Genomic DNA, 20,997 nt, shown 5'->3' on the forward strand with positions numbered 1-20,997 from the left:
CCTGATTGTTGTTGTAAGGATGTACCGGGCGCCTCGCGGGGCACCCGGGCGGAGCAATAAAAGCCGGCGGTCAGCGGCGCTGAACCCCCGGAAGCACGCAGAGCATTTCGTAGAGCAAGTTGGCACCGAGCAGCGAGGTGTTGCCGGTGGTGTCGTAGGGGGGCGAGACCTCCACCAGGTCGCCGCCGATCAGGTCAAGGCCCTGGCAACCGCGGATGATTTCCATGGCCTGGATGGTGGTCAGCCCGCCGATCTCCGGGGTGCCGGTGCCGGGCGCCCAGGCCGGGTCGATGCCGTCGATGTCGAACGACAGGTATACGGGACCGCCGCCGACCTTCTCGCGCACTTCGGCCATCAGCGGCGCCAGCGATTGGTGCCAGCACTCTTCGGCCTGCACCACGCGAAAGCCCTGCTTGCGGCTCCAGTTGAAGTCCTCGGCGGTGTAGCCCTGGGCGCGCAGGCCGATCTGCACTACGCGCTGGCTGTCGAGCAGGCCTTCTTCCTGGGCGCGGCGGAAGGTGGTGCCGTGGGCGATCTTCTCGCCGAACATATGGTCGTTGACGTCGGCGTGGGCATCGACGTGCACCAGGCCGATCTTGCCGTACTTCTTGTGCAGGGCACGCAGGATCGGCAGGGTGATGGTGTGGTCGCCACCCAGGGTCAGCGGCTTGATGCCGTACTCGACGATCTCGTCGTAGGCCTCTTCGATGATGCGCACGGCATCGAGCAGGTTGAAGGTGTTGATCGCCACGTCGCCGATGTCAGCCACGTTGAGGGAGTCGAAGGGGGCGGCGCCGGTGGCCATGTTGTACGGGCGGATCATCACCGACTGGGCGCGGATCTCGCGCGGGCCGAAGCGGGTGCCGGAGCGCAGCGAGGTGCCGATATCCAGCGGCACGCCGACGAAGGCGGCGTCGAGCTGGCGTTTTTCCTCGGGGCTCTGGATGTGGGGCAGGCGCATCATGGTGGCGATGCCGCCGAAGCGGGGCATTTCGTTGCCGCCCAGGGGCTGATGAAAAACCTTGTCCATGGGAAGGCCTCACGGTTGTTGTGGTTGTAGGAATCGTTGGTCCGGATTCTTGGCCAGGCACCTTCAGGGAAAAATCGGCAGGGGCAAAAACTTAGTTCAGAGATTTCTAAACTAATCGCCCGGCACTAGACTGTTCCATCTGCGCTCAGGCGCGTCGTTGACAGCTGCTAGGCTGAGTGCAACGGCGCATCGGCCATATGGCCTAGCGCGCTTGTTCTGGAACCGGCGGCGAGGAGGCCTGGATGCCATTAACCGCTTACCGCACCCGTCGTTCCCGATTGCGACTGTGCGCCTCTCTTGCCGTGGGGATGCTGCCGGTCGTGCTCGGCCTGATGTTTCTGTACGCGCAGGCCGGAATCGTGCTGCGCGACATCAGCCGCACCAGCGCCGCCGACGCCGTGCGCCAGATCGACCTGATGCTCGACAATGCCAGCCAGGCTGCCGGCGAGGTATTGCCGCAGGTCGGCAGACCCTGCGCGGAGGTCGAGCTGGTGCTGCGCGAGCAGGTCGCCACCGTGCCCTTCGTGCGCTCGGTCAACCTGATGGATGGGGGGCGGCTGTACTGCTCATCGCTGTTTGGCGCGTTCGAGGAGCCGGTCGACTCTGCTGCCTACGTAGCGGGCCGGCTGCGGCTGCTGGCGGGCAACCCGGTCACCCCGAATCATTCGTTGCTGGTGTATCGCGATGTCGTGGACGAGCGCGGCGCGCTGGTGGCGATCGACGGACGTTACCTGGCCAACGTGCTGCAGTCGGTGGATCGCGGCGCCTTCATGCAATTGCTGGTGGGGGAGCAGTGGATGCCGCGCAGCGGACTGGTGCGAGCGGGGCGCCTGCCCGAATACCCCTTGGCTCGGGTCGCGCTGAGTTCGACGCGCTATCCCTATCAGGTGCGTGCGGCGTTTCCCGGGGGCGCGCGGCTGCGCTACATGGGCGAGCAATATCCGGTGCTGTTCGTGCTGCTGGGGCTGCTCGGGGCACTGGCCGGCGTGGGCAGCCACTGGCTGCTGGCGCGCTCCAGCTCCCCCAGCATCGAGTTGCGTCGTGCACTGCAGGCCGGAGAATTCATTCCCTATTTCCAGCCGCTGGTGCGCAGCGGTACGCAGCAGTGGATAGGCGCCGAGGTGCTGATGCGCTGGCAGCACCCGCGCGAGGGGCTGGTGCGCCCGGATCTGTTCATTCCCTTGGCGGAAAGCTCCGGCCTGATCGTGCCGATGACCCGAGAACTGATGCGGCAGACGGCGGAGCTGCTGGCGCCGGTGGCGGATCGACTCGGCGGCGGGTTTCATGTCGGCATCAACATCGCAGCCGCCCATTGCCGCAGCCGCGAGCTGGTCGAGGACTGCCGCAACTTTCTCCAAGCCTTCGAACCGGGACAGGTGGTGCTGAGCCTGGAGCTTACCGAGCGCGAACTGCTGGAGCCGGATGCCTTCACCGATCAGCTGTTCGCCGACCTGCACGAGATGGGCGTGAAGATCGCACTGGACGACTTCGGCACCGGCCATTCCAGCCTGAGTTACCTGCACAAGCTCAAGGTGGACTACCTGAAGATCGACCAGAGTTTCGTCGCCATGATCGGCAAAGATGCCCTGTCGCTGCACATTCTCGACAGCGTGATCGACCTGTGCGCCAAGCTGCAGCTGGAGGTGATCGCCGAAGGTGTGGAGGACGAGCTGCAGCTGCGCTACCTGGGCGATCGCCGCGTGGACTATCTGCAGGGCTACCTGTTCGGTCGGCCCTTGCCGGCGGCGGAATTCCTCGCCTGCGCGCTGGACGAGCCGGCTGCTTCCGTGCAGCTGCCAGGGTAGACTGCTGGCATGACGCCTCCTACCTCGCTACCCGATCTCAAGCTGCTGCGCATCTTCGCCTGCGTGGTGCGCCACCAGGGCTTTGCCGCCGCGCAGCAGGAACTGAACCTGTCCACCTCGGCCATCAGCACCTACATGAGTCAGCTGGAGACCCAGCTCGGCATCGTGCTGTGTCACCGTGGGCGAGGCGGCTTCAGCCTGACCAGCAAGGGCGAGCTGTTTCATCAGGAAACCCTGCGCCTGCTCGGCGAACTGGAAGGTTTCGAGCGCTACTCCGCCGCGCTCAAGGGCGAGTTGCGCGGCACCCTCAATCTCGGTGTGCTGGATTCCACGGTGAGCGATACGGCGCTGCCCCTGGCCGAGGTGATCGGCGCCTACAGCCAGGAGCACCCGGGGGTGCATTTGCACCTGTCGGTGATGAGCCCGTACGAGCTGCAGCTGGCGGTGCTGGACAACCGCCTGGATCTGGCCATCGGCGCGTTCTCCACGCGAATGAACGGCCTGGTCTACCAGCCGCTGTACCGCGAACAGCACTGGCTGTACTGCAGCGAGCGGCATTCGCTGTTCGAGCAGCGGCGCATTCCAGCCGAGGTGATCACCCAGCAGCGCATGGTCGGCCGCGGCTACTGGAGCCAGGCCGAACTGGCGCGGCACGGCTTCAAGCACAGCGCAGCGACGGTAGAGTCGATGGAAGCGCAGCTGATTCTGGTGCTGTCCGGCGCCTATATCGGCTACCTGCCGGAGCACTACGCCCAGCCCTGGGTGGAGCAGAAGCGGCTCAAGGTGCTGTTGCCCACCACCTTCGGCTACCAGGCGCCGTTCTCCCTGATCCTGCGTCGTGGCCGCTCACGCGAGCCGCTGATCCAGACCTTCCGCGATCTTTTGAAAAACCAGCTCAATCAGATCTGATTCCAGGTCGCCTATCTATTCGTCGAAAGGCGTAGCTGCGGCGCCTGGCGCCATGATTGCCCTGTGCTAGTACTTATTCATACGTCTGCCTCACCCATACATTCGACAGGGATGCCTCGATGCGCCAGAACCTGCCAGTGACTCAACGCGAAAGAACCTTTGCCGCCGATGAGCGCCTGATCTCCACCACCGACCTCAACAGCAAGATCACCTATTGCAACGACGCCTTCGTCGCGATCAGCGGTTTCACCCGTGAAGAGCTGATCGGCCAGCCACACAACATCGTGCGCCACCCGGACATGCCGCCGAGCGTGTTCGGCCATATGTGGGACACCATCAAGCAGGGAAAGCCCTGGATGGGCATCGTCAAGAACCGCTCGAAGAACGGTGACTTCTACTGGGTTAGTGCCTATGTCACGCCGGTGTACGAAGACGGCCGCATGGTCGGTTACGAGTCGGTGCGTTCGCTGCCAAGCGAAGCGCAGAAGCGCCGTGCGGAGCGGCTCTACGCTCGCCTGCGCGAGGGCAAGCCTGCCGTGCCACATCTGCAGAAGTGGACCTACAGCCTGGTGCGTTCGTGGCCGCTGATTCTCGCCGCAGCCCTGATCCTGGGGCTGGAGTCGGTGCTCGACGGGGGCTGGCTGGCCGCCGTCACCTTCGCCATCATGCTCGCGCTCGGGGCCTATCAGTTGTACCGCACCCGTGCCCTGATCCTGCGGACGTTGGACGAGCATCCCAAAGCCTTTACCAGCGAACTGGTGGCGCTGACCTACAGTGACAACCGAGGCGCCCAGGCATTGCTGGACATGGCCATGATCAGCGAGGAGGCGCGCCTGCAGACGGCGTTGACGCGCCTGGAAGATGCGGGAGAGAACGTCAAGAAACGTGCCTCGCAGTCGGCCGACCTGTCGCGCTCCGGTGCTGAGCTGCTCGATCAGCAGCGTGCCGAGACGGATCAGTCGGCTACTGCCATCAACGAAATGGCCGCCACCATTCAGGAGGTGACGCACAACGTGCAGAACACCTCGCACGCCGCCGAAGAGGCCGACCGGCTGGCCAGGGGCGGGCGCGATCTCGCCGTGGGCAGTCTGGATTCCATGCGCCAGATGGCCAAGGCGGTCACCGACATCGGTCAGGCGGTCAACGAGCTGGCCAATTCCACTCAGTCCATCGGCAGCGTCGCCGATGTGATCACGGCGATTGCCGAACAGACCAACCTGCTGGCACTCAATGCCGCCATCGAGGCCGCGCGGGCGGGTGAGCAGGGCAGAGGGTTTGCCGTGGTGGCCGACGAGGTGCGCTCGCTGGCCTCGCGCACCCGTCAGTCCACCGAGCAGATCCACCAGATCATCGCCGACCTGCGCGCTGGCGCCGAACGCGCAGTGGTCACCGCGAGCAAGGGCGAAGAGATTTCCCGTGGCAGCGTGCAGAGCGTGGAGTCGGTACGCGACGCACTGGAGGGTATCAGCTCGGCGGTGACGCGCATCTCCGGCATGAGCCAGCAGATGGCAGCCGCTGTCGAGCAGCAGAGCCACGTGGCGGAGGACATCAGCCGGCAGATCACCCGCATCGCCCAGCTGTCCGACCACAGTGCCGGCCAGGCGCATCAGGGCGCGGCGATCAGCCGTGAGCTGGAGCAGATGGCCGACTACCTGCACAGCCTGGCGGAGCGTTTCAACCGCTGATGCGGCGGGAAGGCGGAAGGTGATCGGCGGCAAACCGCAAAGCGCGTCTCATCAGGGCGCGCATGCTGGAGTCGATACGTTGTAGCCCTTGTGCAGCGCGGAGCACCGTCGGGCCATGGTCCCGGATTGCATCCGGGCTGCGCGCCTGTGCTGCCTGGCGCCGCGCTTCGTGGCACACTGCGCGGCATGCCTCGACCATCCTGCCCCCGCTGCCAGCGCCCACTGCGCCATTGCCTGTGCGCACTGATTCCAGACCTCGACAGCCGTACCCGTGTGCTCATCCTGCAGCATCCGAGCGAGGTCGGACATGCCCTCAATACCGCTCGCCTGGCTGCGCTGGGGTTGCGTAACGCCGAGCTGCGCGTGGGCGAAGTGTTCGATGATCTGCCGCAGTTGCTGGCGCAGCCCGGTTATCGCGCCTGCCTGCTGTTTCCGGGGGAAGATGCCGTGGCGCTGACTGGCTATGCGCCCGAGGAGCAACCGCTGCTGCTGGTCGTGCCCGACGGCACCTGGCGCAAGGCGCGCAAGCTGCTGCATCTCAATCCGTTACTGGCGGCGTTGCCACGCGTGAGCCTGGGAGCCGTGGCCCCGTCGCGCTACCGCCTGCGCAAGGCGCCGGAAGAGGGGGCGCTCTCGGCCATCGAGGCGATCGTTGCCGCGCTGGATGCGTTGGAGGCGCCGCAGGGTTTCGATGCGTTGCTCAGGCCATTCGATGTGCTGATCGAAGGCCAGATCGCGGCGATGGGAGAAGAGGTCTTCATCCGCAATCATCAGCGCTAACGAGGTGCGCACGGTGCATCCGGCGATGTCGCGTAGCCCGGATGCAATCCGGGAGGCTGACCATCAATCCCGGATTTCATCCGGGCTACGCAGCGTGCACGGCCGCTAATCAACGCTCGCGCATGGCCTCCGAGCGTGCCTTGAGCACCGGCTTGAGCAGGTAGGCCAGCACGCTCTTCTCGCCGGTGATGATGTCCACGGTGGCGACCATGCCGGGGATGATCAGCAGCGGATTCTCCTCGCTGCCGAGGTGGCTTTTATCGGTTCGCACCTGGATCAGATAGAAGCTGTTGCCCTCCTCGTCGGTGATGGTGTCTGCGCTGATCAGCTCCAGATTGGCCTTGAGGCCGCCGTAGATGGTGTAGTCGTAGGCGGTGAACTTGACCATCGCCTTCTGCCCCGGGTGGAGGAAGGCCACGTCCTGCGGACGCACCTTGGCTTCGATCAGCAGACTGTCGTCCAGCGGCACGATTTCCAGCATATCGCTGCCGGGCTGCACCACGCCGCCGATGGTGTTGACCTTGAGCTGCTTGATCACGCCGCGTACCGGCGAAGTCACGGTGGTCCGGGTGACCTTGTCCTGAATGGCGACGCTGGTGGCGGTGATCTTCTGCAGTTCGGTGCGCACCTCGTTGAGCTCCTTGAAGGCTTCGGCGCGGAACGCCAGTTCGGATTCCTCCATCTTGCTCTTGATCTCGCTCATCGCCGCTTCGGCGCGCGGGATGGCCAGGTTGGTGGCCTCCAGCGAGCCGCGCACTTCCACCACGCTGCGGCGCAGGCGCAGCACCTCGACCTCGGAAATCGCCCCCGAGGCCACCAGCGGCTGCGACATGTTCAGTTCCTGTTGCAACAGGCCGAGGCTGGAGCGGTATTGCTGGGCCTTGGAGCGAAATTCGGCGAGCTCCTGCTCCTTCTGCCGCAGCTGCTCGCCCAGGGTGCGTTGCTCGCTGCGCAGACGTTGCTGACGCGAGCGGTACAGGGCCAACTGGTCCTCGGCCAGTTGCGGGGCGTCGCGGGTGATCTCTTCGGGCAGTTGCGGCGCCCGCCCTTCGGCTTCGGCACCGAGGCGTTCGAGGCGGGCGATCAGCGCCAGTCGGTCGGCTTCGGTTTCACCGCGGTTGGAGAGAAAGCGCGTGTCGTCCAGTCTCAGCAGGGTGTCACCTTTGTCCACCACCTGACCTTCGCGCACGAATATCTCGCTGACGATACCGCCCTCCAGGTTCTGGATCACCTGCACCTTGCTCGACGGGATGGCCTTGCCCTCGCCGGTGGTGACCTCTTCCAGCACCGCGAAGTGCGCCCACACCAGCGCGGCGAGCAGGCAGGCACTGACGACCCAGACGGTGGCGCGGCTAAGCCAGGGAGAGTCCTCCAGAATGGCGCCTTCCACTTCCGGCATGAATTCGGTGTCCTGGCGCTTTTCGCGCAGGCTGCCGAAGTAGTTGCCGAGGCTCTGGGTCGCTTGCATCGCTCGTCGCTCCTACAGGCTGGCCGGGCCGACACGGCCCTTGCGCAAGGCTTCGATCACCGCTTCCTTCGGTCCGTCCGCCACCACCTGGCCGTTGTCCAGCACGGCCAGGCGATCCACCAGGCTGAGCATGGAGGCGCGGTGGGTGATGAGGATCAGCGTCTTGCCCTGCACCCACTTGTGCAGGCGCTGGCGCAGCAGGTCCTCGCTGGTGTTGTCCATGGCGCTGGTGGGCTCGTCGAGCACCAGGATTGGCGGGTCGAGCAGCAGCGCGCGGGCCAGCAGCACGGCCTGGCGCTGGCCGCCGGAGAGCAGCTGGCCGCGTTCACCCACCGGTCGGTCGAAACCTTGTGGGTGCTGGCGCGCCAGATCGACCACACCCGTCAGCTCGGCCACCTCCAGCATGCGTGCGTCGCTGACGTAACGGGCACCGAGAGTCAGGTTGTCGCGCAGGCTGCCGGCCAGCAGCGGCAGATCATGGGCGACATAACCGATCTGGTGGCGCAGGTCGGCCACGTCCAGTTGGCGCAGGTCCAGATTGTCCAGGAGGATCTGCCCCTCGTCGGCGCTGTAGAAGGCCATCAGCAACCGGGCCAGGGTGCTCTTGCCCGAGCCGCTGCGGCCGATGATGCCGAGGCGTTCACCAGCCGCCAGACGCAGGCTGACGTTGTTCAGTGCCGGTGCATTCTGTCCGGGGTAGGTGAAGCTGACCTGGCGAATCTCCAGGCTGCCCTTGAGCTGGGTGCGATCCAGCGGCCGCTGCTTGTCCTGGCGCTCCTGGGGCAGCGCCATCAGCGCGTCGGTGCTGGTCATGGTCAGGCGCGCCTGTTGATAGCGGGTGATTAACCCGGCGATCTGCCCCAGTGGGGCGAGGATGCGGCTGCCGAGCATGTAGCAGGCCACCAGCGCACCGACGCTGAGGTTGCCGGCGATGATCGCGTAGACGCCGGCAACGATGGTGGCCATGCCGGCGAATTGCTGCAGGAACAGGGTGCCGTTGGTGGCCAGCGAGGCGAGGAACTTTGCATGGCTGTCCAGGCGGGTGAGGGCGCCATGGGTCTGTTCCCACTGGTGCTGGCGCTCGCTTTCGGCGCCGCAGGCCTTGAGCGTTTCCAGGCCGCCGAGGGTTTCGATCAGCAGGGCCTGGCGCTGTGCGCCGAGTTGCAGGCTCTTCTGTACCGTGTCACGCAGGCGCACCTGGATGATGAAGGCGAACAGCGCGGTGATCGGGAATGCCAGCAGCGGGATGGCCACCAGCGGCCCGCCGATCAGCCAGATCACCAGCAGCATCAGCAGTGAGAAGGGCAGGTCGATCAGGCTGGTCAGGGTTACGGCGGTGAGAAAATCGCGCAGACCCTGGAAGTCATGGATGCTCTGCGCGAAGCCGCCCACGGTGGCTGGCCGCGCCTTCATCGACATGCCGGTGATGCGCTCGAACAGGGTGGCCGAGAGCACCACGTCGGTCTTCTTGCCGGCGGTGTCGAGCAGGTGCGCGCGCAGGATTTTCAGCAGCAGCTCGAAGCCGGTACCGATCAGCAGACCGATGGCCAGCACCCAGAGCGTGGCGGTGGCCTGGTTGGGCACCACGCGGTCGTAGGTCTGCATCACGAACAGCGGCACCATCAGCCCCAGCAGGTTGATCAGCAGGCTGGCCAGTACGGCATCGGTATAGAGCCAGCGCGACAGCTTGAGTGTGTCGCGGAACCAAGCCTCGATGCGCGGAACCAGGGGTGTGCGCGCCTCTTCCAGCTCATGCCGCGGGCGGGCGAAGAAAGCCCTGCCGCTGTATTCGGCTGCCAGTTGTTCAAGGCTGACCCACTGCTCGCCGCCCTCCGTTTCGCAGGGCAGGATCTGCGCCTGTTGCTTTGCGCCCCATTGCCGCAGCACGGCGCTACGACCGTCCTTGAGCAGCAGCAGCACCGGCAGGTTCAGAGGGGATATGCTGGCGAGATCGCGCTGCAGCAGACGGCCTTGCAGCCCGGCCCGTGCCGCGGCACGCGCCAGCAGGTCGGGAGTCAGGCGTTGCTCAGGCATGGGCAGGCCGGCACTGAGGCTGCCACGGCTGGCCGAGCAGCCGTGCAGGCGACAGAGAATCAACAGACCATCGAGCAGCGGGTCATCATGGCTGAGCCGCGGGTCGCTGGCGGGCATCGGCCGTTCCATGGTGGTCAATTTCTACTACTCCTCGAGCCGGTATTACTTCATATCCGGCAAGCGCGCCTCGCTCTTCACGTCGGTGAGGGCTACGGCTTGTGCCGGGACTACGACCTGTTGCTGACGCAGCAGATCACCCATTGCCGCAATCACCCGATACATCGAGAACTCCTCGCTGAAGCGAACCTCGGTGTAGCGGCGGTTGGCGGTGAACAGTTCGTTTTCGCTGTCGAGCAGATCGAGCAGGGTGCGCTGGCCCAGGCTGAACTGCTGCTGGTAGGCCTCGCGCACGCGCGCGGTGTAATCCGCGTAGTCACGCGCCTTGGGGGTTTGCAGGCGGGCGTTTTCCATGGCGTTCCAGGCCAGCGAGAGGTTCTCGTTGAGCACTCGCAGCGCGTTGTTGCGAATGTCCATCGACTCGTTGATCTGATGCGCGGCCGATTGCAGGCGGGCCTTGTCGCGCATGCCGTTGAACAGGTTGTAGTTCATCACCACGGCGGCCCGCCAGGTGTTGTAGTGACCTTCGTCGCCCTGCACGTTGTCGTCAGCGGTGGTGGCGAGCTCCAGATCGAAGCGCGGGTAGAAGGGCGACTTGGCCACTTCGTACTGTTTCTCGGCGGCATGTACGTCGGCTTGTGCCGACTTCAGGAAGGGATTGTTATCCATCACGGTTTGCCGGGCCGCCATCAGATCGGCCGGCATGTTGCCTCTGATCGAGGCGGGCGATTCGAGCTGGTCGGGCAGGCGGCCGACAGCGCTGAAGAAGTTGGCTTCGGCATCGGCCAGGTTGACCTGCTCGGTGTAGAGGTTGTTCTGCGCCAGTGCCAGACGCGCTTCGGACTGGTCGAGATCGGCGGTGCTACCCACGCCCTGACGGCTGCGCAAGCCGATCTGATCGTTGATGCGCTGGTGCGCCTGCAGATTGTTGCGCGCCAGGTCGACCATCTCGCGGCGCATCAATACGTCCAGATACACCTCGACCGTACGCAATGCCAGGCTCTCGGAGGTGCCGAGCAGGCGATAGGCGCGCGAGTTGACCACCGCCTGGGTACGTGCCACTTCGTTGGGCGTGTTGAAACCGTCGAACAGCATCTGCCGCAGACGCAGTTCGGCATCGCGATAGGTCAGGGTTTCCTTGTTGTGGTCGCCCAGAGCCCGCGTGCTGGGGCTGTCGGTGCGTTCTCGGCCATAGCCCACCAGCAGGTCGACGGTCGGCAGATAGCCACCCTTGGCGAATTTCACGTCTTCATCCGATGAGAGACGGCTGTTGGCTGCGGCATGGATCTCGGGATGGTTGTCCAGCGTGCTCTGGATAGCCTCCGACAGGTTCATGGCCTGCACTTGACTGCAGACAGTCGCCAAAAACATGGCGCTCCATAGCGGGGTTAAGGTGCGCATTGGCGTTTCTCCTTACTGAAGTTCTTATCCTGTCGCCAAAAAAATGGCTTTTTTCCCTGTCAAACCGTTTCAGGCTTGTAACATCACAGCTAAGAACAACTTTTGGAGAAGCTAAGAAGATTTTTTCACAACCTATATTCAGAAAAAATCTTATGAACTCTGCGAAAAGCAGCACATTGTTTGAGCCTATGAGCGGTTCAGCTCCTCATTTTCTATGGGTTGCATCGCTGAAATGGGCAGTCAGGCATCAAAAGGCGGGGATTCATCTGATGGAGTAGTTCGACGCAGGTTGTGGTGACATTTTTTTGTCATTAGCGTTTTTTGGATTTTGCGCCGTTCCATTTCGATCAGTTGTCTTGGTTCTTCCTCCCGTTGTGAAAAAGGTGCTCTGACCCTTTTGCTAGGTACGTGTCGGCGGTGGTCGGCAGCTGTAGTGAGGATGGAATCATGGCTACTCTCATTGGTGTCGTCAGTCAGGTTGTCGGCGAGGTGTTCGCGGTAGCGAGCGATGGATCGCGCCGGCCGATCAGCGAAGGGGATCGGGTTTACGCGGGCGAGCAACTGGTAACCGGTGCCTCCGGCGCCGTGGCCGTTACCATGACCAACGGCCAGCAACTGACCCTTGGGCGCGACAGCAGCATGACGCTGGACGCCCAGATGCTCGCCTACCGCGGTGAGTCGCAAGCCCCGGTCGCCGAAGCTCCTCCTGCCGCTCCCAGCGATGCCGACCTTACCGACGTCGAACGCCTGCAGGCGGCCATTGAAGCGGGTGTCGACCCGACGCTGGAGGGCGAGGCCACCGCTGCCGGCCCGGGCGCTGGCGGCGGAGCGGGCGGCGCCGGAGGCGGACATTCCTTCGTCTTGCTCGACGAGGTCGGGGGAGCACTGGACCCGGTGATCGGTTTTCCCACGGCGGGCCTGCCGGGTGGGCCGGAGTTTCCGGAGGGGGAACCCATTGTCACTCCCGATCCGGTACCGCCGGCCATCATTGGCTTTCCGAGCGCGGGCCAGAGCAGTAACGCCGTGGACGAGGATGGTCTTCCTGGGGGTATCGCAGGAGGGCCTAACGATCTAGCAGGTGAGGACACGGTTGTTACCGGGTCTCTAGGCTACAGCTTCGGTCCTAACGGAATCGGAAGCTTCGCGTGGAGCACCGACGGCCTTTCGGCCTTGGGTATCACCTCTCAGGGTGTACCGCTCGTATATAGCGTCAGTGCCGACGGCTTGACCCTCAGTGCCTTTGCCGGGGACGTTCTGGTATTCACCCTGCAGCTTACGGATCTTTCCACCGGTACCTACCAGTTCAGCATTTTTGCACCTCTCGATCACCCGGCTCCTTTGCCTGGCGGCAGCGACGAGAACGATCTGTTCTTTCTTTTCAACTACGTCATCACCGATGGTATCGGCAACTCGGCTACCGGCAGTCTGACGCTAGGTGTCAATGACGATACGCCCGAGCTGGCAGGCGTGCCTGGTGCTCGGCCAGTGGTTGAAGGTCTGGTTCACGAAGATGCCTTGAGCAATGGCAACCCCGAAGGAGCGCAGCAGACCGTAACCGTGTCTGGCGGGGCAGGCACGCTGGACGCTCTAGTCAATTTCGGCGCCGACGGACGCGGTAGCTTTTCCCTCGACGGCAGTGCCGCGGCACTGGAATCCCTCACCAATCAGGGATTGTCATCTGGCGGGGTTCCGCTGACCTATGCGGTTTCTGCAGATGGCTCCACGCTTACGGCTTCCGCTGGCGGTAATGTGATCTTCACGCTGGTCGTCAACTCGGACGGTAGCTTCCTGTTCACGCTTCAGGGCCCGTTGGATCATCCAAGGGCTGATGGGGATGACAGCGAAACACTTGGCGATTCCAGTCTCAGGCTAGATTTCTCCGGTCTACTGATTGCAACCGATGGCGATGGTGACGCGGTAGTTGGCGGCTTTGCTGCTGGCAGCTTCGTGATCGATGTGGAAGATGATGTCCCGGTGCAGGCTGGCGAGAATGGCGAAGGTCCGCGTGTCGTCGGGCTGGTGCATGAGGACGCCCTGACCCCGGGCAATGCCGAAGGCAACGATCAGGTGCTGAGCGTCAGCGGCGGTGCCGGCACCCTGGATGCGTTGGTGAACTTCGGTGCCGATGGTCGCGGTGGTTTCCAGCTGAGTACCGAGCCGGGCGCGCTGACAGCCCTGCAGAACCTGGGGTTGACCTCGGGCGGCGTGGCACTGAGCTACGCGGTTTCGGCAGATGGCACCACGCTGACGGCAACGGCGGGGGCCAAGACCATCTTCACCCTGACGGTGGGTACCGATGGCAGCTACGAGTTCCTGCTGCAGGGTCCGCTGGATCATCCGCTGCAGAATGGCGATGACAGTGAAACCCTTGGTGGCAGCAACCTGGTGCTGGATTTCTCCGGCGTATTGATTGCCACCGACGGTGATGGCGACCCGATTGCCGGTGGCTTTGCTGCTGGCAGCTTCGTGATCGATGTGGAAGATGATGTCCCGGTGCAGGCCGGCGAGAACGGCGAAGGCCCGCGTGTCGTCGGGCTGGTGCATGAGGACGCCCTGACCCCGGGCAATGCCGAAGGCAACGATCAGGTGCTGAGCGTCAGCGGCGGTGCCGGCACCCTGGATGCGTTGGTGAACTTCGGTGCCGATGGTCGCGGTGGTTTCCAGCTGAGTACCGAGCCGGGGGCGCTGACAGCCCTGCAGAACCTGGGGTTGACCTCGGGCGGCGTGGCACTGAGCTACGCGGTTTCGGCAGATGGCACCACGCTGACGGCAACGGCGGGGGCCAAGACCATCTTCACCCTGACGGTGGGTACCGATGGCAGCTACGAGTTCCTGCTGCAGGGTCCGCTGGATCATCCGCTGCAGAATGGCGATGACAGTGAAACCCTTGGTGGCAACAACCTGGTGCTGGATTTCTCCGGCGTATTGATTGCCACTGACGGTGATGGCGACCCGATTGCCGGTGGCTTCCAGGCTGGTAGCTTCGTAATCGATGTGGAAGACGATGTCCCGGTGCTGAAACCCGTCGATCCACAGCGCCCGGCCCTTGGCGGAACGGTCCATGAGGACCTGCTTTCCCTGCCGCATACAGGTAATCCCGACAACGGAGGCCAGACGCTGGTGGTCAGTACCGCTGGCGGTGCAGGCAACCTGTCGTCGCTGGTCTCCTTCGGCGCTGACGGCCCTGGTGCCTTCGGTTTGGTCGAAAGCAGCGTGGCCGAGGGGCTGCTGGATGCCCAGGGACTGACGTCCGGTGGCGAGGGGCTGGTTTACGAAATGGTGCCAACCATCGTCGACGGCAAGCTGGTCAGTTCCACCTTGACCGCCGTATCGGCGGAAAGCCTGGGTAGCTACCCGGTGTTCACCCTGACAGTCAATGCCGACGGCAGCTTCCACTTCGAGCTGCAGGGGCCCATCGATCATCCGGTGAAAGATGGTGACGACGACGAGTTGTGGTCCAACGGCGGCGTGTTCGGCATTGATTTCACCCAGTTGATCACCGCGACCGATGGGGATGGCGATCCCTTGCAAATGCCTGTCGATGCAGGCGGTCTGTTCGTCATCAATGTGCAGGACGACGTGCCCGAGCTGGTGGATGGTGCCAACGGCCACAGCCTGACCCTGACCTACAAGGGTGGCGACGCTTCCTACTTCAACAGCTATGGCTACTACATCAAGGGCCCGGATGGCATACCGCTCAGTGGTCAGATCGTATGGGGCAATACCACCAATCTCAGCGGCGGCGATTCGATCACGCTTCATGGGTTGGACCCGAGCCAGGTTGGCTTCTTCATCATTCCCAATGGTGGCTTTAACGCAGTCGCTAACGGTACCGCGGTAACCTTCCAGCAAGTGGATGGGCAGTGGAAAGCTTTTGCTGGTGCCACGCCGCTCAATGGTGCTGGTGGGGCTCATACGCTGTTCGACAATCCGGCGCTCAATCCCAGCAGCAAGTCCCATGTTCAGGACAACGCCGCGCCAGGCAATCAGAACTGGGAAGACGTCAACAACGGAGACAGTGACAACGACTATAACGACGTCAATATTCAGGCCACCTGGAGCGGCAAGCTTGGCGGCACGGTGCATGAAGACAAGTTGCAGACTCCCAATCAGGGCAATCAGGAGAGTGGTCAGACCCTAGTGGTCAGCACGGCCAACGGCGCCGGCACCCTGGCGTCGCTTGTAGCCTTTGGTGCTGACGGCCCCGGTGTCTTCAAATTGGTCGAAACCGATGCTGCGATCGCCCTGCTGAGCCCGCAGGGGTTGAAGTCCGGTGGCGAGGCGCTGAGCTATGTCGTCAGCGAGCAGATGGTCGATGGTCAACCGGCCAGTGTGCTCGTCGCCACGGCTGCGGGGGGCTACCCGGTGTTCGAGCTGACGGTGTACGCCAACGGCGCCTTCAAGTTCGAGTTGAAGGGGCCCATCGACCACCCGCTGGCCGATGGCAATGACAGCGAGCTGTGGTCGTCGAATGGCTACTTCGGCATCGATTTCACCCAGTTGCTGAAAATCACCGACGGCGATGGCGACCCGCTATTGCTCCCCAAAGGCCTTGGCGGTCTGTTCGTGATCAATATCGAGGACGATGTGCCGACGCTTGGCGTGGATGCGCTGGCTGACGCTGCACGTCTGCTCAAGGTCGCGCTGGATGAGACGGTGGGCGACCAGGATCGCTATGCCGCCAATGATTCCGATGACGGCTATGTCAATGACGACGCGGCCAATGCCCTGGCCCAGGTCCAGACCAATGTGCTCGGCGGGTTGGTGTCTCTGTTCTCGATCAGCGGCAGCTACGGCGCGGATGGGGAAGGCACGACGGTCGGCAGCATGAGCTTCGTCGGTGTTCCCCAGGGTGGGCTGCTCACCAATCTGCAGGCTACCGATGGTGGAGCCATCAAGCTGGTTCCCGCAGGCAGCGATACGCTGAATGGCATCGATACCCAGGGGCATACCGTCTTTACCATCAAGATCGTCAATGTAGGCGGCGGGGAGCTGCAGCTGCAGACAACCCTGTTCGAAGCCATTCGTCACGGCGACAACGATGGCCGTTTCGACGAGTCGATCGATCTGCTGATCACCGCTGGCGGCCCGCTACAACTGCTTTACCAGGTGACTCGCACGGATGCTGATGGCGACCCGGTCACCGCCTCGGGACGTGTCACCCTGGCCGATGGCAACAGCTCGGTATTCAGTTTCGACGACGACGGCCCACAGCAGACCGTCGAGGTGTGCCTCACCGCCGATCTGGCCGGGCTCAAGGTCAGCCTCGACGAGACTGTTGGCGCCAGCGATCGCTATGCCGCAGGCGAAAGCGAAGTCGGCGAAGCCTACAGTCAGACCGACAGCAACACCCCACCTCCGCACCTGGCGCGTTCGGTCACCAGCATCGAGGGTGGCCTGACCGCGCTGTTCAAGGCGGTCGGCGACTATGGCAGCGACGGGCAGGGCAGTCTGACCGGCCAGCTGAGCTTCGTCGGTTTCCCGGCCCTTGGCGGCCTGGCCACCACCTTGTCCTCCACCGCAGGCGGGGCGATCACCCTGTATCTGGAAGCAGGCGCCGTAGTGGGCCGCGATGCCAACGGCGGCGACCCGGTCCTGCGTATCGAGCTGGTGCAGGTCAATGGCCAGCCGCAGCTGCAGACCACGCTGTACGAGGCGATTCGTCATGGTGATAACAGCACCTTCGACGAGTCGGTGGACCTGCTGCTGACCGGGCAGAACAGCCTGGGTCTGCGCTACGAGGTGGTGCGTGTCGATGGCGATGGCGACGAGGTGCGGGCGTCGGCCGATATTTCCCTGGCCAACGCCAATAGCTCGATGTTCAGCTTCGACGACGACGGTCCCGTACTGCTCAGCGAACCGGAGTGCCTGCAGGCTGCCGAGATATCGGGTCTGATCGTCAGTGGCCAGCTGCAGGTCGATTTCGGCTCCGATGGTTTCGGCGCCTTCGATCTGTCAGGCAGTCAGCCGCCGGAGGGCAGTGGGCTAATTTACACCGTGCAGCCCGGAAACGATGGCGGCTCGACGCTGACGGCTACCACCTCCAGCGGTGACGTGTTCTTCATTCTTACGGTCAAGGCAGACGGCAGCTATACCTTCGAACTGGTCAACGCACGGCCGGTGACTACGGTCGAGTACGACTTCCGGCAGATCAGCGCCGGTGGCCCGACCCCGTCGTTCACCCTGACCGGAGCGGACGGTTTCAGCCTGACGATTTCCGGTGCCGATGGTAATGCCAACAACGACCCGGACAACGTCAACCCGTCCAACCAGGGGCTGGGGGTCAACAACAACCTGATCAAGGGCTCCGATGTCGTCACCCTGAAGTTCAGCGAGGAGGTCTATAACGCCACGTTGCTGATCGACAAGTTCCGCGCGCAGAACCTGAACAACGCCGACAAGCTGACCTGGAAAGCCTACGATGCCGACGGCAACCTGCTGGCTCAAGGCACTTACTCGCCGCCGGTCGGCACGGGCGAGAACGAGGTCACCACCTTCAATCTGCTCAGTCACGCCCAGTTCGATGCCGGCTACAGTGCGGCCGATCTGGCCGGCGGGTTCAACGAGCTGCGCTTCGGTGCGGCCAACGGCGATTACCGTATCCTCACCCTGGAAGTCGAGCGCCAGTTCCTGCCGCCGGATCTGCAACTGCAGTTCAAGCTGAGCATGACCGATGGCGATGGCGACCCGCTGCATACCGTGCTCGATGTCTGCTTCGTCGACGCCACTCCGGTGATCTTCCAGGTCGACGAGGACGAACTGGCGGGTGGCAACAGCGACTATGACGGTGTGGGGACCCAGGCTGCCGGCAGCATTGCCAGTCTGCTTTTCGGTGAGTCGCCTTCGGTGAGCTGGAGCAATGACACCAGCAGCCTGCCGAATCTCACCTCAGGTGGTAAGCCGGTGGTCTACGAGGTCGACGGTAATCAGCTGCTGGCCACGGCCGGGGGTGCTTCGATCTTTACCGTGACCCTCAATCCCAACGGCAGCTTCACCTTCCACTTGCAGGGCCCGGTGGATCATCCGCAGGGTGACGGCAACGATGAGGAAATGCTCACCCTGGATCTGACCGGCATGTTGCAGCCGAGCAGTGGCACCACGTTGCTGGGCGAGTTCAAGATCCTCATCGAAGACGACGTGCCCATCACGGCCAACGACAAGCCCGACTGCATCGTGCAGTCCGCACCGCCGCTGGTGAACCTCACTCTGGTGCTGGACATCTCGCTGAGCATGGCCGGTGACAAGCTGACAGCGCTCAAACAGGCGGTCATCAACCTCGCCCAGGGCTATGCCGGCCTCTCTGCTCCGGTGCACGTCAACCTGATCACCTTCAACTCGGGCGCTGCGGAAATCGGTGACTTCACCTTCAGCTCGGTGGGTGATGCGGGTTACACGGCATTGCTCACGGCGGTCAACGGCCTTACCGCCAGTGGTTTCACCAACTACGAGCAGGCCCTGAGCGTGGCCAAGGCGCAGGTCCTCAGCGACATCAGCGTACCGGGCGCCGATCCTGCGCAGCAGCACAAGCTGTACTTCATCTCCGATGGAGAACCCACCGTCGGGGCGCAGGGCGCGACGCTGACCACCTGGATCGCCAACAACTGGACGAACTTCATCGGCAACGTCGATGGCGATGGCGACAGTGCCACCAACAGCTTCACGGCGCACTCCGTGGGCATCAGCTTCACGGGCAGCTTCATGGGGCAGATCGCCAGCGATGGTTCGGTGATCAGCAGCACGCCTGCCAGCCTGTCCGCGACCTTGCTGGATCTGGCCGACCTGGGCGGCAGTGTCTCCGGCGACGTGCTGGCCAATGACAGCCTGGGCGCCGATGGCCTCGGACGTATCGAGTCGGTCAGCGTCGATGGTCAGACCTTCAGCCTGAACGATGCCGGCGATGGCATCCTGGTCAGTGGTGTCGGCTCGGTCACCTGGAGCTTCAATGCCATGACGGCCGAGCTGACCCTCAACACCGCGACCGGGACGCTGAAGATTCATCTGGATGGCGACAACGCCGGGCAGTTCGACTTTGCCGCGAACAGCGGCCTGAGCTTCGGCCCCAGCGGGCAGCTGACGCAGAGCTTCACCTACGTGGTGAGCGACGGCGACGGTGACCGTGCCTCGGCCAACCTGGACATCTGCATCCGCGGTGACCGCTCGGTGCTGGTAGTCGGCAGCAATGCCGATGACGAGCAGGGCTCCAACGTGCTCCACCACGTTCCGAGCCAGTTCGATGATGGCAAGGGGGCTATCGAAGGGACCTTCGGCAACGACGTGCTGGTCGGTGACCTGGGCGGCGCGGCCGATCCGGTGGTCAAGCCGGCGGAGAACTACAACATCGCGTTGATCCTCGATCGCTCCGGCAGCATGGCGGACGATCCGGATGGTTCGGGAGGCTATGGCAGCCGGCTGGCATTGCTCAAGGATGCGGTCAATGCCTTCATCGGCAAGCTGGGCACCCATACCGGCCAGATCAACATCGCGCTGATCTCCTTCTCGTCCAGCGCCAGCCTGTTGCTCAGCGGAACCCTGGCGCAGATCCAGACGGCCCTGGCGGCGCCGAACAACGTGCTGATGGCACTGACCGCGTCGGGAGCCACCAACTACGAAGCAGCGATGCAGCAGGCCAATGCCTGGTTCGGCGGGGTGGAAGTCAACGGCTACAACAACCTGGCCTACTTCCTGACCGATGGTGACCCGACCACCTTCAACGGCGACAACAGCAACAGCGGCAGCACGGTGAACTTCAATGACGTCAACCGGGCTCTGGATGGCGCCACGATACTGATGGCGCGTGCCGAGGTGCACGCCATCGGCATCGGAACGGGCGTCAACAGCAATGTCCTGCGCTTCTTTGACAACACCGATGTGACGGGTCAAGGGTCGCTGTCCTTCAGCGGTGGCAACACCGTCAATGGCGCGGTAGGCGAGCCGCAGATCGTCACCACGCCGAGCCAGCTCTTCGCGGTACTCGATCCCGGCAGCTCCACCGACGGTGGTTACGCCAGCCTGGGCGACGATCATCTGGTGGCCGGTGTCGGCGACGATTACCTGTTCGGCGATTCGCTCAACACCCTGTGGATAGACGCCAGCAAGGCGCCGGGTTACCAGGTGCTGGTCGATCACCTGACCATCACGCTGGGCGCGACTCCGACCCAGACGCAGATCATGGACTTCATCCGCCTGAACGCCGAGAAGCTGGGCGCCTCGGTGCCGGGCGTCGGTGGTAACGATGTGCTCGAAGGTGGTGCCGGCAACGACTGGCTGTTCGGCCAGGGTGGCGATGACATCCTGATCGGTGGCGCCGGCAACGACGTGCTGTTCGGCGGCAGCGGCAAGGACACCTTCGTCTGGAATGCTGGCGACCGTGGCGGCAACTACCACGATGTGGTGAAGGACTTCGGCCTGGGCGACAAGCTGGATCTGTCCGATCTGCTGGTGGGCGTGAGCGACTCCGGCAACGCCAACGTGCTGGATGACTATCTGAGCTTCAGCTTCACGGCCACCAATACAGTGATCAGCGTTTCCAGCTCCGGCAACGTGGCTGACGCCTCCACCATCGATCAGACCATTACGCTGGAGAACACCCTGCTTGGTGGCGGCATGGGCAATGCCGCCGACATCATCCAGGGCATGTTGGATAACCAGCAACTGGTGGCTTGAGACGATAGCTGCGCACAGGGAAGTGCGCGTTGGAGTTTTCACCGAGCCGGCTCTCAACTAGAGTAAGCCCGCTGCCCATTCGGGGCGGTGGGCTTTTTCATGGGC

9 protein-coding genes are annotated in these 20,997 nt (G+C 63.5%); 5 read left to right on the forward strand and 4 right to left on the reverse strand.

All coding sequences use genetic code 11. The features are described 5' to 3' along the window. Nucleotides 1-70: 70 nt before the first annotated feature. A complete protein-coding gene (speB, locus tag L1F06_RS08600; RefSeq protein WP_003244625.1) occupies nucleotides 71-1,030 on the reverse strand; it encodes an agmatinase in 960 nt (319 codons plus the stop codon). 242 nt (nucleotides 1,031-1,272) lie between these two features. On the opposite strand from speB, the gene L1F06_RS08605 reads away from it, so the two are divergent. From L1F06_RS08605 to L1F06_RS08620, 4 genes are all read left to right on the forward strand, one after another. Beyond that, nucleotides 1,273-2,835: an EAL domain-containing protein gene (locus L1F06_RS08605; RefSeq protein WP_129483046.1), complete on the forward strand. Its 1,563-nt coding sequence runs from the start codon at nucleotides 1,273-1,275 to the stop codon at nucleotides 2,833-2,835. Nucleotides 2,836-2,844: 9 nt separating this feature from the next. After that, nucleotides 2,845-3,744, forward strand: a complete 900-nt coding sequence (locus tag L1F06_RS08610) for a LysR family transcriptional regulator (protein ID WP_003244627.1) — start codon at nucleotides 2,845-2,847, stop codon at nucleotides 3,742-3,744. A gap of 119 nt (nucleotides 3,745-3,863) precedes the next feature. Continuing rightward, nucleotides 3,864-5,429 carry a methyl-accepting chemotaxis protein gene (locus L1F06_RS08615; RefSeq protein ID WP_129483045.1) on the forward strand — a complete coding sequence of 522 codons (1,566 nt, stop codon included), beginning with the start codon at nucleotides 3,864-3,866 and terminating at the stop codon, nucleotides 5,427-5,429. A 186-nt stretch (nucleotides 5,430-5,615) separates the two neighbouring features. Further along, nucleotides 5,616-6,209 (forward strand): tRNA-uridine aminocarboxypropyltransferase, encoded by a 594-nt coding sequence (locus tag L1F06_RS08620; protein WP_129483044.1) that lies wholly within the window; start codon nucleotides 5,616-5,618, stop codon nucleotides 6,207-6,209. A gap of 109 nt (nucleotides 6,210-6,318) precedes the next feature. Here the strand turns inward: L1F06_RS08620 and L1F06_RS08625 are convergent, their stop codons facing one another. Genes L1F06_RS08625 through L1F06_RS08635 form a run of 3 tightly spaced genes read right to left on the reverse strand, consistent with a single transcriptional unit; the run spans nucleotide 6,319 to nucleotide 11,229 of the window. Beyond that, nucleotides 6,319-7,677 carry an HlyD family type I secretion periplasmic adaptor subunit gene (locus L1F06_RS08625; protein WP_003244629.1) on the reverse strand — a complete coding sequence of 453 codons (1,359 nt, stop codon included), beginning with the start codon at nucleotides 7,675-7,677 and terminating at the stop codon, nucleotides 6,319-6,321. A 12-nt stretch (nucleotides 7,678-7,689) separates the two neighbouring features. Beyond that, a complete protein-coding gene (locus tag L1F06_RS08630; protein WP_012018295.1) occupies nucleotides 7,690-9,840 on the reverse strand; it encodes a type I secretion system permease/ATPase in 2,151 nt (716 codons plus the stop codon). A gap of 33 nt (nucleotides 9,841-9,873) precedes the next feature. Continuing rightward, on the reverse strand, nucleotides 9,874-11,229 hold the full coding sequence (locus L1F06_RS08635) for a TolC family outer membrane protein (RefSeq protein ID WP_096826777.1): 1,356 nt from the start codon (nucleotides 11,227-11,229) through the stop codon (nucleotides 9,874-9,876). Nucleotides 11,230-11,676: 447 nt separating this feature from the next. Between L1F06_RS08635 and L1F06_RS08640 the strand changes: the two genes are divergently transcribed. Beyond that, the gene (locus L1F06_RS08640) at nucleotides 11,677-20,892 is read left to right on the forward strand and encodes a retention module-containing protein (protein WP_252576751.1); all 9,216 of its coding nucleotides are present in this window, start codon (nucleotides 11,677-11,679) and stop codon (nucleotides 20,890-20,892) included. Nucleotides 20,893-20,997: the final 105 nt, after the last annotated feature.

The sequence above is a fragment of the Pseudomonas hydrolytica genome, from assembly GCF_021495345.1.
GTDB lineage: Bacteria > Pseudomonadota > Gammaproteobacteria > Pseudomonadales > Pseudomonadaceae > Aquipseudomonas > Aquipseudomonas hydrolytica.